This window comes from Lunatimonas sp., from assembly GCF_020832325.1.
In the GTDB taxonomy this organism is placed as follows: Bacteria; Bacteroidota; Bacteroidia; order Cytophagales; family Cyclobacteriaceae; genus Lunatimonas.
Genome location: NZ_JAFIEU010000026.1, coordinates 22295 through 35759 on the forward strand (window position 1 = coordinate 22295; position 13465 = coordinate 35759).

The following is a 13465-nucleotide window of genomic DNA, read 5'->3' on the forward strand; positions in this document are numbered from 1 at the left end:
TTTATTACTTTACCCAAGATACTTTATCTGCTATCGGATTTCTTTTTCCTTGAGGCCAGCGGTCGGTGGCCGGCTTAGCGACGTAAAAAAAGCCCATCAATTTGTCCTCGCCCTCTAAGCCAAAGTGTTCTCTGGCCTCTGGCCAAAAGGTGGGACCTCCTGTACCCCAGTAGGCTGCGAGCCCGTGGGCGGTGGCTGTCAGGTACATGTTTTGCACGGCCATCGCCACTGCAGCTACTTCCTCCATCTCGGGAAGGTTGGCTTTCAGATCCCGTTTCATGATAATGGCAATAATATGAGAAGCTTTTAGTGGGTTTTCCTTTAACTTCTGATAGGTAGCCTCGATGAAGCTTCCGCTCTTCTCACTCCGTTGCCGGTAGAGGTCCGCCTGAAAATCCGCAAACTTTTGAAGCCCTTCTCCGCTGAACACCACAAAACGCCAGGGTTCAGTCAGCTTGTGGGTGGGTGCCCAGTTGGCATTTTCCAGAATCTCTTCGATCAGGCTGTCGTCTACCGGATCGTTTTCCTTAAATTGGGCAATAAACATGGACCTTCGATTACGGATCACTTTGTTTACCTCCTCCACATTGAATACGGGTCTGTTCATCATACGTTCAAGCTCTTTAGAGATAGAAATGATTTTTTGCACTCAATTTGTTCCCTAAGGACTCAATACTTCATGCCTATCTTGACACCACCGTAGTAATTACGGGTAGCTGCAGGCTGGTAAAACCTTCCTCCAAAGGCATTTAGGTCGTTGCCCAAGCTATAGGACTCGTTTAGGAGATTCTCTGCCCCGGCAAAGACCTCCAAGTCCCACCTAGCGCCAAGGTTACTTCTCCAGCCTATGCGGGCATTTACCAAATGGTAAGCCTCTTGATAAACGGTGTTGGCGTCATTGAGTGGGATATCATCCACGTACTGATGGGTCAGGTTGGCATAGATACCTATACGGGTCCGAAGATCTACCTTGTTGATCAGGGTGTGCGGAGATACGCCCGTAAGGCTATTCCCGCTGAAATCGTTGCCTCCCGACACAAAATTACTGAAGGTAAAATAATGACCGGTATAGGCATGCGTAAGCTTCAATTCCTGCACGAAAGCCATCTGATTGCGTATCAGCGCATAATCTACCTGTGCCTCAATCCCTTTTTGGTCCGTAGCACCGGCGTTTCGGAAGAGCACCACACCCTGCTCGTTGGTAAAGGTGGTGATGGTCTCATCCAGGCGGAAATAGAAGGCTGTGACATCCAGGTTGACCAGACCATTGGCATAACTGGAGCGGTACCCCATCTCGTAGTTTATGCCCTTTTCCGCTTCCAGGTCAAGATTGATACTGCCTTCATTCGTACGTACCTCGTCGATGGTGGGCGGAGAAAAGCCTGAGGAGATGCTGCCGTGGATGGCCGAAGTCTCACTTAGTCGGGCAGAAAGAGCTATTCGGGGCACTATCACGGGGTCAAAGCGTCGCTGCGCCGAAGATGGGACACGCCTCACAGCATCGATATTTCGTGATATGTTAAAATTTGAAAAATTTTCACTCAGTCCCAACGTAAGCAATAGCCGGTCGGTCAGTTCTGCCTCCAGCTGTTGGAAAAGAAATGCCGTACTAGTGATTAGGTCGTCGCTGAAACGGATGGTGTCTGCCAAGCCGTTTCGGTTGCCGTAGTTTTGGGCGGCGGTTTTAGCAAACTGGTATTCCCCTCCACCAATCAGCCTAATGGGAATGTTTCCTAGGCTTCCGTTGTGCGTAAAGCTGGTGCGGCCCCCGTAGCTAAACTGCGTTTCCTTTTTATAGTCTAGGTTGAAGGGGTTCTCAAAATCCGTGGTATTGATGTAAAAGGAAGTCTTGTTAGAGGTCTGTGGGCTAAAGAGGTACTCGTGTCCGAGTGTACCGTATAGGGATTTTTGGGCGATTGATGCATTTTGCGCTGCGGATCCCGGTCGGGCTTGCCGGGGATTTTCAGCACGCTGCGCCTCTGTGAGGGCGCCAGGTAGTTGGTAAAACAGATCGGAGTAAAGCACCTGGGTGTTGATGCGTTGTTTTTCGGAGGGACGGAAGGTGCCCGCCATCTGAAATACTTCTCGGTCCATGGCCGTGTGGTCGCGGTAGCCGTCGGCCTTTTGCTTGGCATAAGAGACACTGATGCCTCCATTCTCTAATTGCTGCTGCACGCCTAACCTATACCTTACCAGCCCAAAGTCACCGGCCGAAAAGTCCGCACTGATCCGGTTTTCGTCTATTTGCTGCTTGCTGCTAAAGCTGATGACTCCTCCGTTCCCTGCACCGTAAATGCTTCCCGCGGGGCCTTTGATAATCTCTGTATTTTCGATGTTGGAAAGATCCAGGATGTTGAGTGGCGTGGTGCCGTCGGCCCCCGTAAAGGGGATATCGTTCCAATACACTTTGATGTTTCTCACACCGAATGGAGAACGTAGGGAACTGCCCCGGATGGAGATGCGATAAGAAGCAGGCGCACGCTCCTCCACCCGAACCCCGGGCTTGGTATTAAAGGCATGGACGACCGAGGTCTCGTTAAATCGGGAAAGCTCGCTCTCGGTCACCCGCACAATGGCTGCAGCCTGTGTCAGAAGCGGCCTCTCGCTCTCAAAAGAGGACACCACCACTTCCGACAGGGTATTGTCGCTTCGTTCCAACCGGACCGTCAACTCCCCACTGCTGGGTACCTGTACGGTAGTTGTCTGGAATGCCACATGGGTGAGAACCATCTCATCCGGTTGGGTGAGCATCACCTCGATCCTACCCTGTTCATCCGACACAAAATTGCGTTGATTGTTCATCTTCGCAAATACATAGGGAATGGGGTCACCGCTCTTCCTATCGACCAACTGAACGGTGGTCTGCGCTTGTAGTAGCAACGGATACAAGAGAATAATCGAAAGTAAATATTTTTTCATATACGTATAATAGCTTTATCATGGATTCCACCCGTCAATAGGCTTCATAACCGTCAAACGAGTGGCATTTCATTTCGTTTACCAGTCCTTTGGTTGGCAACGTCAGGACTAGCAAAGGCTATTCCAGTGACCAAAATCTAAACCGGCTTCCACCTTGGCAAATTTAGCCGAATAATGTGTGTATGAGGGTACCGATCAAAAAAAGCTTCGGGGATTTATCAAAAAAAGCTAACTTGTCCAATCAACATTTCGAAGAATTTATCCAATGGACAGAAGGTTAGCCCTAAAACAATTAGCCCTACTCACCGGGGGTGCCGTGCTGATTCCCTCTTGTGATTTTAGCCAAGAGTCTGCATTAGTAGCTTACAAGAAGCTACAGATCACCGCGTCTGACAAAGCCACACTCACCGACGTGGTCAACACCATATTCCCCGGCATAAAGCTGAAAAAAGGAGACGAGGTAGACGTACCGGATTTTGTACTGATCATGGCCAACGACTGCCTCTCCAAAGAGGAACAAAGCAGCTTTGTAGCAGGGCTGAAAGCAATGGATGCCTATACCAAAAAAACCTTCGGAAAGACCTTGGGGATGATGGAGGCGATGGAGGCTGCAGCTACCTACCGGCAGCTGATGGCCAAAGAAGATGGACAAGCGGCCAAGGTTAAAGACTTTCTGTCCACCACCAAACGGTTTGCGTTGCAGGGTTTCCTCACCTCAGCCTACTACATGACCGAAATAATGCCCTATACCATGATCCCCGGGGGATACAGAGGCAGTGTACCAGTTTCCGAAATCGAACGAATCAATACAAATGGCTAATTTAAATATACAACACGCAAAAGAGAATACCTTTGATGCCATCGTCATAGGTTCTGGCATGAGTGGTGGCTGGGCGGCCAAAGAACTTACCGAAAAAGGACTCAAGACCCTGGTACTAGAACGCGGAAGAGCGGTAGACCACCTGAAGGACTATCCCACCACCAACCTGAAACCCTGGGAATTTGAACACCGGGGGACCATCCCGGCAGATATACAGAAAGAAAACCCCGTCGTCAGCCGTTGCTATGCCTTTCGGGAAGATGCGCAGCACTTTTTTGTGAAGGATACCGAGCATCCCTACGTGCAGGACAAGCCCTTCGATTGGATTCGCGGCTATCAGACCGGAGGGAAATCCCTGCTTTGGGCCCGGCAGGTGCAGCGATGGAGCGACTTTGACTTTGAAGGGCCGGCACGTGATGGATTTGCCGTGGATTGGCCCATCCGCTACCAGGATCTCGCGCCCTGGTATAGCCACGTAGAGAAGTTTGTGGGTGTTTCCGGCAACCGGGACGGTCTCCCGAATCTTCCCGATGGGGAGTTTTTGCCAGCCATGGAATTATCTGCGGTAGAGCAGTACTTCAAGGGTTTTGTAGCGGAAAACTATCCCGGCAGAGACATCATTATCGGAAGATGCGCCCACATTACCGGGAATGCCGAGTATTACGCCAAGCAGGGCCGAGCGCTGTGCCAACACAGGGTATTGTGTCAGCGTGGCTGTCCATTCGGAGGATACTTCAGCAGTAACTCCGCTACCCTGCCCTGGGCCATGAAAACCGGCAACCTTACCATGCAAAACAACGCCGTGGTTCACTCCATCCTCTACGACGAGACCAAAGGCCGTGCCAAGGGTGTCTTGGTCATTGACGCGCTCACCAAAGAGACTACCGAATACTATGCCGATCTAATCTTCCTCAATGCCAGTGCCCTAAACACCAACCTGGTATTGCTCAATTCTACCTCTAGCCGATTTCCAAACGGACTGGGCAACGACAACGGTTTGCTGGGTAAATACGTGGCCTTCCACAACTACCGGGCGGGCGTTTCTGCCGAGTACGAGGGGTTGCAGGAATATACCACCCAAGGAAAGCGCCCCAACGGGGGATACATTCCCAGATTCCGCAATGTGCTGCGGCAGGAAACCGACTTCCTGCGCGGATACGCGGCCGGATTTAGTGGAAACAGGGCCATTCTCACGGATCACTCCGATGTGGGTGAAAATTTGGAAAACAGCCTCCTAAACCCACAGTGGGGACCTTGGCGCGTAGGCTCCCACATGATGGGCGAAACCATCCCGAAAGAAGCCAGCTACGTGGCGTTGGATCCCCATGAAAAGGACGCTTGGGGCATGCCCCTGCTGCGGGTTTCGGTGGACTACGATCAGAACGATGAAGCCATGATCAAGGATTACATCGAGCAGGTTTCCGAGATGTTTGATGCAGCAGGATTCAAAAATATCCGTACGCGCGACGACAAACGGGCACCGGGCCTGGATATTCATGAGATGGGCGGGGTGCGCATGGGCCATGACCCGAAAACCTCCCTGCTCAACAAATGGAACCAACTCCATGCTTGTCAAAATGTGTACGTCACAGACGGAGCCTGTATGACCTCCACCAGCACCCAAAACCCTTCGTTGACTTACATGGCACTGGCAGCCCGTGCGGTGGACCATGCGGTGAAACAAGGATAAAATGTGTGGGAAGGTGGCGCAAGGCTACGCCAACAGTAACGAAAAGACCCCAAGAAAAACCAGTTGGTTGGCTCTTGGGGTCTTTTCGTTCAATACCAATTTGGTTGGGGGCCGTATCGACTTTAGTGGGCGTGGCCACCGGGTTCGTGGGCATGGCCGTGTTCGAGCTCAGAGGCATCGGCTTCGCGAATGGCCACCACCTTGCCCTTAAAATACAGATCTAAGCCTGCTAGCGGCGGGTTAAAATCCATCAACACACCCCGGTAATCGATCCGCAGGATCTCTCCTCGCAGGGGGTTGCCTTGGTCATCCTGCATGGAAACCACATTGCCCACCTTCATCAGGTGCCGCTGCTTCTGACCGTTTTCTTTAAACGCCGACTTGGGCACAATGACTTTGCGGCTTTCGTCGTAATCGCCGTAGCCGTTTTCGAAATCGATCTCCACTTCAAAAGTATCTCCTACCGACTTGCCGGCAATGGCTTCTTCCATCTTGGGAAGGATATTATGCGCTCCAAATAGAAAAGCAAAGGGTTGCGTTTCATCTATTCGCTCAAAAAACTCCTTGCCGTTTTCTCCGTCGTCTACGTGCAATTCGTAGGTGATGGAAACCACTTTATCTTTTTCTGCAATCATGACCAATCTTATTTTTCGCCGAAATTACGGGAAAACAGCCAACATTCGGATGTCGACTTGCCTATTTTTTGTTCAAGTACGCCTCTCGGTACGAAGACCAAATCTCGTAGATGGGATTGCCGGTAGAGCTAAGTCCACTGTGGTGCCATTGATTGTCCTTTACCTCATAGTCAAAGCTTAGGGATGCGCCCACACGGCTGTCGTCTCGGGAGAAAAAGGTGATTTGCTCGGTATATTTGCCGTCTTTGGCTTCATACGTTCCACCACCGGTTCCGCTGAATTCCTTGGTTTCGGAATTGAAAGCAATCCATTGAAAGCGTCCGCCCGATAGGATCTTAACCGTCCTACGGGCTCCCGGAGTCATGGAACGGGTCTCTCCATCTACCTTTCTGCCAGTAATCACCCAGTTTTGGGTCAGGTCATCCTCTCGGCTGCCCACTTTTTCCCAGATCTCTATCAGATCTTTGCCTTTCACTTTACCGGAGATCACCAATTTGTTGTCGGCAAAGTCGATCTTATATTGATTTTTGGTTCCGACTTGGTCTGGATCAGCAGTGTAGAAATCCAGGTGCTCCGCATAGTCGCTGCCCTCCATCGTAAACAAGCCCCCACCGGCCTGCAAAAACTTATTCGTTCCGGTCTCTTTGGCTCCATAGGCGAAATAGCCATCTTGGTAGATCTTAATAAACTCTTGGTTGGTAACCGGCTTTCCGTTTTGATGGGTGAGCTTCCAAGCCCCTTCGATGGTTTGGGCATTCAGCGAAAAAGCGAACAATCCGAACAGTAGTGCCACGAGGTATTTCATGTCGTTTTGGTTTATTTGGTTTATTAAAGTTAAAAAATTAACGCCTATTAAAACAAATTAGTTGCTTTTGGGCCAAATATCCCTGCAAAGGGCCTCTTGGCCGGATGAGGAAATCTTTTGGTACGGTTTTTCGTATCTCAGGGGATACCTGAATGACAGCATGCTGACACATACAATAAGAAATTACCTCCTATTCTGCCTGGTACTTGGTTCAGGGGGATGGGCACAGGCCCAAAGTTATGGTACCGCAGCGGGCATCCGCCTGGGCAATAGCAACCACTACCGAACCGTAGGCCTCACCGCCAAACACCGTCTTGCCAAAGGCCTTACCGCAGAGGGCATTCTCCAGTCAGACTTCAGCGCCAATACCAGCGCCCACCTGCTGCTGGCCCGGCATCGGCCACTTATATCGAAGCGGTTCAATTACTATTATGGGGGCGGCCTGTCCATGGGGGTGGAAGAAAGCCGGGAGAAAATCCCTGAGACCATGCAAATCATACAGACATATGGAAACCCCACCTTTGGGATCGATGCGGTGGCCGGGGTGGAAATGACGCTGCTGCGCCTGACAGTTTCCCTAGACTACAAGCCAAATATCAACGTAACAGGCCGAGATCCTTGGTATCAGGGACAAGTTGGTGTCTCGGTGCGTTCCGTGCTGGTCAAAGGCTCCGAACAGAATAAACGCAAACGCCAAAAGGCCAGAGCCAAACGAAAAAAACAACGCAAAAACGAACCCACTCCCATCAAGGACTTTATCCAACGGGTAAAACCCCGGGAAAATCCGAAACGCTGACAGGTTACTATGCAGTTTGTTGATTTTTCGTAACTTGGAGTCAACTATTCACTCAATCTTACCCATTACACCATGATTTCATCCATTCTACGTACAGACGCGTCTCCAACCACCCTGTTGATTCGCCTGATGGTGGGGGCCGTGTTTCTATCTGAAGGCATCCAAAAGTTCCTGTTTCCCGCAGTGCGCGGTGCCGGCCGTTTTGCCAAGATCGGATTGCCCAATCCGGAGTTTTTGGGGAGCTTTGTGGGCGCCTTTGAGATCATTTCGGGCATATTGATTTTACTGGGCCTCTTCACCCGATTGGCCGCCGTGCCCACCTTGGTAATTATGTTGGTAGCCATTGCTACTACCAAGTCCGCAGTTTTGCAGGATCAGGGCTTTTGGGAAATGATGCATGGCAGTCGCACCGACTGGAGCATGCTGCTGGGAAGCATCTTCCTAATTATCCGAGGAGGAGGCGCCTGGTCCTTAGACCGAACCTTTTCGGCTAGGGCGTAAATTCGTTAATCAAACGCGAGGCGCTGCAAGTCGATCTCCCAGACCCTTTCGAAACAGTCCCACACGTAGATTTTACCCTCAGACATAAAGGATAGCGTCCGATAGACCTCACAGGTTAAGTACTGGGGGTGAATCAAATTGGTCACCTGCCGTAGATGGAGCGTTTCCAAGTTGAGTTCATACATCAGCGTGCCTAGGAGATAGGCTTTGTTTCCAACTACATAGACGTCATCGGACTTTAACCCCATCCCGTAGAGCTCATCCAACCGCTTGATCAACGTCCAGGTTTCGGTGTTTATATCAAATTCAAAAAGGCCTGTTCCCTCATCTCCCGTACCAACGGGTTCACCGATCGCCAGGTGTCTTCCATTGTAGGAGAAGGCGATGGTTCTGCCAGTATATACCCTTGTTTCCGTTTTGTCGGGCAGGCGGGTCCAGGTTTCCGATCGAATGTCAAACTTGTACCGAAGCCGGTGATCCACCCGCGTTTCAATGTCAAAGCCACCCTCAACATACACCTGCCCGTTTACAGCATGTACCAGCATGGGGCGCCACTGATCCAAAGGCAGATCCGGAAGCCTGCGGATTTCATTTGTCCTCAGGTTAAAGACAAAAAATGACCGGTTAATCGGGTTTGGATTATTGGTATGTCCACCGCCTATGTACCAGTTTTCCCCATCCGCCACGCCGAAGGTAAACTCCAGCTTGTTCGCACCAATCTGTAGGGCGCGTACCGTGCTGACGGTTTGGGTCGCTACATCGAATTCAAAGATCTCCCGGTTTCCCAGTGCAAAGCCTTTCCCTTCGTAACCCACCATATTTCCATAGGGCAGGTAGTCCGCAAGCCTTGGCACCCGATAGGTATTTCGGAAATAAGGAATGTCCGGATTGGTAAATTCAAACGTAAAGGCATGTTGGGAAACCTGATCAAAGGTCTGAATGCGGAACTCATTTACCCGTTGAAACTCAAATTCCATCTGCCCTGCCGGAAAGGTGAGTGTTTTGCTATCGGAAGCGCTGCGGTCGATCTCGACCTTTACCCCATTCAGCACCCCATAGTGGATGTATGGCCCCTCCACGTTAAAATTGGTGCCCGTGATCGTCACATAATCTCCAAAATCGACAACAAACGTCTGTCCCAGATCTATCTCGGTTGGATTGTATGCAAATACCTCGGCACCCAAATGGTATTCCTTCCCACGGATTTTCAGGGCTACGTAATTGGTTGCAGTCGCATCTTGAGGATAGGGTCTAAATACCAGCCTTTCCTCCCCGACAACGTCTACCATGACGTTGCTGTTGTACAGGTATTCGACCGGTTGTCCGTAGCTGGCAATGACTAGGTTCGCGTCCTTCAGGTACTTGCCTCTGATTTCCACAGCTCCTCCGTAGTCGATGCGCTGTATAGCCATCTGATCAAAAAGCGGCTCCTGAAAGGGCATGAAAACACTCATCTCCATTTTTTTATCCACTACCTCCATGGACAGTGCAAAATGATCCGGATCTAAGCCCCATACATCGAAATTCTCAAAATACGGAATGATAAACCTGAAGGAACCTGCTTGAAGATCGATCACCCTAGCCTCTTTGTCTTGAAAAGCAACCTTATAGTTTGTCAGGTTGTTGCTCAACTTGCTCGCGTGGACGGTGACGGTATCCCCAAAATAGACAGGCGAGGCAAACTCCAGCCGGTCAAATAAAAAGCCTTCCGCTCCCTGACTGACAAAGGTCTGAGGCTCTGAATATACTTCGCCCACCGCAGTGCGTAAAAAAGCCACCACGAAATAGGTCCTGCCTTTGGCCATCGAATGGACAGCCTTGAGCGAAAAGGATTTATCCGGCTTTCCGCTCTGACGGATCACCTCGGAATTTGCAGGGCGGGGTACCTGTTGCGTACTGTAAAGGAAGCCATACTCAAGGATTTCCTCGCTGCCAAAGTCGTATATATTGGAGGCAAACTGAGCACCGGTAGCGTCTAGTTCCTGCACATAGGCCATGCTAAAACGGGGATTGGTACGTGGTGCTAGCTCTGCCTGTTCACAGGCACTGATCATGGAGGCGATCAGCAAGGCGAATACAAAAAGCTTCTGTCTCATAGTCTAAAACCTACCATGAATGAACCAATAAACTGTTTGTAAGTGGCCTGTCGGTTATCCAGACTTAGGGTATAGCCGTTTGTCCCGTACTCTACCTGTACCTCAGTGACAATACCCCAGCGTTCCCGGTAAAAAAGGTGTCCGCCTACTTTCATGCTTGGCGAAAACTGAATGAGTTCACGTCCATACACCGGAGCTTCATACAGCTCCGTTTTGATCGGTTCAAAGGTCGTGCGGTAGTCAATGATGTGAAGGGTATTGGTCAAGTGATGCGTTCTTACTACAGCGCCCATGCCCACATAATACTCGTTGGTACGCGATCGGAAAAGCATATAATCAAAAAATACCGGGACCAAGATGCTTCGAAATTCGTATTCTTGGGTAGCCGTGAGGCGATGATTTTGCCGGTCGAGTTCCAGGTGGACGGCATTCGTCCCACTGCTATACCCTATGCCCAAATCCACTGCCATTCGCGGCATTCTACGCCATTGATCCAATTTAAGGCCCAAGGCAAAAAAGGGTTGATGCTTCGCATCAAAGCGGTGCAGCAATCTATCCGAGGAGCTTTCCATTAGCGACTCCATCCAAGAAATCCCGACCGTTCCTACCACTGAGGCCCGAAACACGGGCACCTGCTCTACAAAAAGCTCGTAGGGTAGCTGTTCACATTGGTGATACATCATAATAAGCTTGATGAATCCGCTTTCCGAGTAGCTTGTCTTCGCGATGCGCTCCTGAAGCTGCACCCCACAGGGACCGTACAGCATGTAATTCAGCACACCGGTATACTGCTTTCGCCGGGACATGACCACACTACCGCGAATCTCCCGGGTTACCATGGCATTGGGTAGCTCTAAAAACTCCTTTTCATTTTCGGCAAAGAACCTCCCATTGTAACTCAATAGACTAACCTTTCCACGCAAGATCACCTGAAAAAATACCGGCCCCCTTTCCTCCCGACCCGGAACAGGCCGGCTTTCAAACTTTCGGCCATTGGAGAGGCCAAATCCTTTTACGTCATTGGGGAAGAGCGTTTGGGAATTCCCCTGTCTGTCCAAAAAGGTGATGGAGGTCGCTTGGTTGATATCAAAGGATCGAACGATCGTACCCAGGACTTTGCTGCCCGACAGTGTCTCGATATAGTCTGAAGCAGCCTCTTGGCCTACCGCCGCAAAAACGATAAGTACCCAGCAGCAAACGCCCAAAAAGGCATGGCGAAATGTTTTCATAAATAAATGAGAAGCTTTAATCCCAAAAAGACCCCGTTAAATGCTTTCGAAAAGCAGGTAGGAGAATCTACTTGTCGGAAGCCTACCGTCGAAAACCGGTCAGATCTTCTTAAAAATAGCAATGCCCCATCCACGCCATAAAAAAGCTTATTTGACGCTTTAGAAAGAATAGCACGAAAAGTACGATTAATTTTTGATTTTCCTACGGTATGGTTCCCTTCTGTATAAAAAATAATAGACACTTTCCAGTAGGAGAAAAGCAAATGCCCTAACTACAGCTTCCGAGTCCAAACCCTTTACCCCAAGCCAGTGTAATGTGGATTCTTTTTGCGATTTTTACGCAGAGAAATCCCCGATTGCCGTGGTCCCGCCTCCTAAGCCTTACCCAGAACCAAAGATCTCCGTGCCCCGCTTTTGCGAGGAGGAGGGCTTTTATACCACACCTCAGCGCTCCAGCACCATGTCCAAGATCAAGGGGAAGAATACCCAGCCGGAGATACGGCTCCGCAGGGCGCTATGGCATGCGGGCATCCGATTCCGAAGCAACAGCCGAAAACTCCCCGGCAAACCCGACATCAGCCTGATCAAGTATAAGCGGGTGGTGGACATATTGATTGGGTGAATTTTGGATGGATCCTATCCTTCTAAAATTTTAACCAAGTCCCTATTGACATAGTACACCTCCCTACCGTCTTTGATTTGAGCCAACATACCTGCTGCTTGTAATTCATTGAAGTATTTATTCAAAGTTGTTCTGGAGGCTATTTTCAGACGGTCACCCACCAGCTTTGGTTTCAGGTAGGGTTGGCTGAACAATAATTCATTAACTTCTTTCGTGTACCATTTGATTGTTTCCCTTCCATGCTCAAGTGTGGATTCCATTTGTTCCAATATGTTTGTAATTAGCTGATTAGTAAGTTGGGCTGTTTGTTCCACAGCATCCAGCATGTAAAGGATCCACGGTTTCCACTTACCAGCTTGGGTAACCCCAGCAAGGTGGTGGTAATAATCGTCCTTATGGACAATGATATATTTGGAAAGATATAGGATCGGATGATTGAGTAGTCCTTTGTTGACTAAATACAACAAGTTCAAGACCCGTCCAGAACGCCCATTCCCATCAGGAAAAGGGTGAATAGCCTCAAACTGATAATGTGAGATACACATTTTTAGCAATGGGTCAGTATTCGGATCTACGTTGTCATTCAAATAGTCCAGAAGGTTCCCCATTAAATGTTCCACGATACCTGGACCTCTTGGTGGCGTATAGATTATTTCTCCTGCCCTAAATTCGCTTTGCCCTCGTCTGATTACTGTCAATGAATGTGGAGGGCGTATTCCTCCTGAGGTATTTTTGATCTTTCTGAAAATCGCAACGATTCCATCCAGATCAATTGTTCCTTTTTCTTGAATCCGTCGATATCCTTCCCAAAGTGATTCCCTGTATCGCAACACCTCCTTAGTGGAAGGGCTGGCTTGCCTTTCTTGGATTGTATCGGAAACAGCTTTGTAAAGCTCATCCTCAGTAGTAAAGATATTCTCAATCTCGGAGGACGCCTTTGCCTCTTGGAGGGATATGGTATTGACAAGCATGGATGGGTTTGGTAGCCTTTGGACATTGCCATCTACGGAAGCCAGTGCTCTGGAGGAACTAACGAGTTTTTTCAGGATATCGACATCTTCTTCTATCCCTGTAGGGGGTAGAAGTGGGAGGCTGTTAAAAGGTTTTGATCTGTCGTAAACCATGCTTGAATATGTCCAGAAAAGATGCATTTTCTGGACATATCTGCAATATACGTAAACTTCGTGGACATAAACGGATATATGTCCATTTTATTAAAAAAAATGGACATATTAGGGTTTTGCGTCCACCATCAAATCCAACAGTGACATTTTGATCCCCAAGATCCAGTGGAACAGGCAATGCGACCACAAAATCAACCTCTCTTTCCAATCTAAAGGCTGGACCGTGCT

Annotated in this window: 12 protein-coding genes; 5 read left to right on the forward strand and 7 right to left on the reverse strand. The window is 49.5% G+C overall.

Going from position 1 to position 13465, the window contains the following annotated elements; all coding sequences use genetic code 11:
* Nucleotides 1-4: 4 nt before the first annotated feature.
* Together JJU34_RS09785 and JJU34_RS09790 are read right to left on the reverse strand one after the other, a co-directional pair.
* A complete protein-coding gene (locus JJU34_RS09785; RefSeq protein WP_228692250.1) occupies nucleotides 5-607 on the reverse strand; it encodes a nitroreductase in 603 nt (200 codons plus the stop codon).
* Nucleotides 608-669: 62 nt separating this feature from the next.
* On the reverse strand, nucleotides 670-2919 hold the full coding sequence (locus tag JJU34_RS09790) for a TonB-dependent receptor (RefSeq protein ID WP_228692175.1): 2250 nt from the start codon (nucleotides 2917-2919) through the stop codon (nucleotides 670-672).
* Nucleotides 2920-3184: 265 nt separating this feature from the next.
* Between JJU34_RS09790 and JJU34_RS09795 the strand changes: the two genes are divergently transcribed.
* Entirely contained in the window at nucleotides 3185-3739 is a 555-nt protein-coding gene (locus tag JJU34_RS09795) for a gluconate 2-dehydrogenase subunit 3 family protein (RefSeq protein WP_228692176.1), read from the forward strand.
* Complete coding sequence (locus tag JJU34_RS09800) at nucleotides 3732-5429, forward strand: GMC family oxidoreductase (protein ID WP_228692177.1); 1698 nt, start codon at nucleotides 3732-3734, stop codon at nucleotides 5427-5429. The genes JJU34_RS09795 and JJU34_RS09800 overlap by 8 nt, the downstream gene beginning before the upstream one ends.
* A gap of 122 nt (nucleotides 5430-5551) precedes the next feature.
* Here the strand turns inward: JJU34_RS09800 and JJU34_RS09805 are convergent, their stop codons facing one another.
* Nucleotides 5552-6064, reverse strand: a complete 513-nt coding sequence (locus JJU34_RS09805) for a peptidylprolyl isomerase (protein ID WP_228692178.1) — start codon at nucleotides 6062-6064, stop codon at nucleotides 5552-5554.
* Between the two features lie 61 nt (nucleotides 6065-6125).
* Nucleotides 6126-6869, reverse strand: coding sequence for a DUF4488 domain-containing protein (locus tag JJU34_RS09810; RefSeq protein WP_228692179.1), 744 nt, complete (start codon nucleotides 6867-6869; stop codon nucleotides 6126-6128).
* Nucleotides 6870-6936: 67 nt separating this feature from the next.
* On the opposite strand from JJU34_RS09810, the gene JJU34_RS09815 reads away from it, so the two are divergent.
* Nucleotides 6937-7665: a hypothetical protein gene (locus tag JJU34_RS09815; protein WP_228692180.1), complete on the forward strand. Its 729-nt coding sequence runs from the start codon at nucleotides 6937-6939 to the stop codon at nucleotides 7663-7665.
* 72 nt (nucleotides 7666-7737) lie between these two features.
* The gene (locus tag JJU34_RS09820; RefSeq protein WP_228692181.1) at nucleotides 7738-8166 is read left to right on the forward strand and encodes a DoxX family protein; all 429 of its coding nucleotides are present in this window, start codon (nucleotides 7738-7740) and stop codon (nucleotides 8164-8166) included.
* Between the two features lie 5 nt (nucleotides 8167-8171).
* Here JJU34_RS09820 and JJU34_RS09825 read toward each other — a convergent pair whose 3' ends face one another.
* Nucleotides 8172-10262 (reverse strand): kelch repeat-containing protein, encoded by a 2091-nt coding sequence (locus JJU34_RS09825; RefSeq protein ID WP_228692182.1) that lies wholly within the window; start codon nucleotides 10260-10262, stop codon nucleotides 8172-8174.
* On the reverse strand, nucleotides 10259-11491 hold the full coding sequence (locus tag JJU34_RS09830) for a hypothetical protein (RefSeq protein WP_228692183.1): 1233 nt from the start codon (nucleotides 11489-11491) through the stop codon (nucleotides 10259-10261). The genes JJU34_RS09825 and JJU34_RS09830 overlap by 4 nt, the downstream gene beginning before the upstream one ends.
* A gap of 316 nt (nucleotides 11492-11807) precedes the next feature.
* Between JJU34_RS09830 and JJU34_RS21805 the strand changes: the two genes are divergently transcribed.
* Nucleotides 11808-12113 carry a very short patch repair endonuclease gene (locus JJU34_RS21805; protein WP_228692184.1) on the forward strand — a complete coding sequence of 102 codons (306 nt, stop codon included), beginning with the start codon at nucleotides 11808-11810 and terminating at the stop codon, nucleotides 12111-12113.
* A gap of 14 nt (nucleotides 12114-12127) precedes the next feature.
* On the opposite strand, the gene JJU34_RS09840 is transcribed toward JJU34_RS21805, so the two are convergent.
* A complete protein-coding gene (locus JJU34_RS09840; protein ID WP_228692185.1) occupies nucleotides 12128-13237 on the reverse strand; it encodes a Fic family protein in 1110 nt (369 codons plus the stop codon).
* Nucleotides 13238-13465 lie beyond the last annotated feature (228 nt).

Bases quoted from the DNA above. Each gene is read 5' to 3' on its own strand.
- JJU34_RS09800 (WP_228692177.1), top strand. From the start codon at position 3,732: ATGGCTAATTTAAATATACAACACGCAAAAGAGAATACCTTTGATGCC.
- JJU34_RS09795 (WP_228692176.1), top strand. From the start codon at position 3,185: ATGGACAGAAGGTTAGCCCTAAAACAATTAGCCCTACTCACCGGGGGT.
- JJU34_RS09830 (WP_228692183.1), bottom strand. From the start codon at position 11,491: ATGAAAACATTTCGCCATGCCTTTTTGGGCGTTTGCTGCTGGGTACTT.
- JJU34_RS09790 (WP_228692175.1), bottom strand. From the start codon at position 2,919: ATGAAAAAATATTTACTTTCGATTATTCTCTTGTATCCGTTGCTACTA.
- JJU34_RS09820 (WP_228692181.1), top strand. From the start codon at position 7,738: ATGATTTCATCCATTCTACGTACAGACGCGTCTCCAACCACCCTGTTG.
- JJU34_RS09825 (WP_228692182.1), bottom strand. From the start codon at position 10,262: ATGAGACAGAAGCTTTTTGTATTCGCCTTGCTGATCGCCTCCATGATC.
- JJU34_RS09840 (WP_228692185.1), bottom strand. From the start codon at position 13,237: ATGGTTTACGACAGATCAAAACCTTTTAACAGCCTCCCACTTCTACCC.
- JJU34_RS09810 (WP_228692179.1), bottom strand. From the start codon at position 6,869: ATGAAATACCTCGTGGCACTACTGTTCGGATTGTTCGCTTTTTCGCTG.
- JJU34_RS09805 (WP_228692178.1), bottom strand. From the start codon at position 6,064: ATGATTGCAGAAAAAGATAAAGTGGTTTCCATCACCTACGAATTGCAC.
- JJU34_RS09785 (WP_228692250.1), bottom strand. From the start codon at position 607: ATGAACAGACCCGTATTCAATGTGGAGGAGGTAAACAAAGTGATCCGT.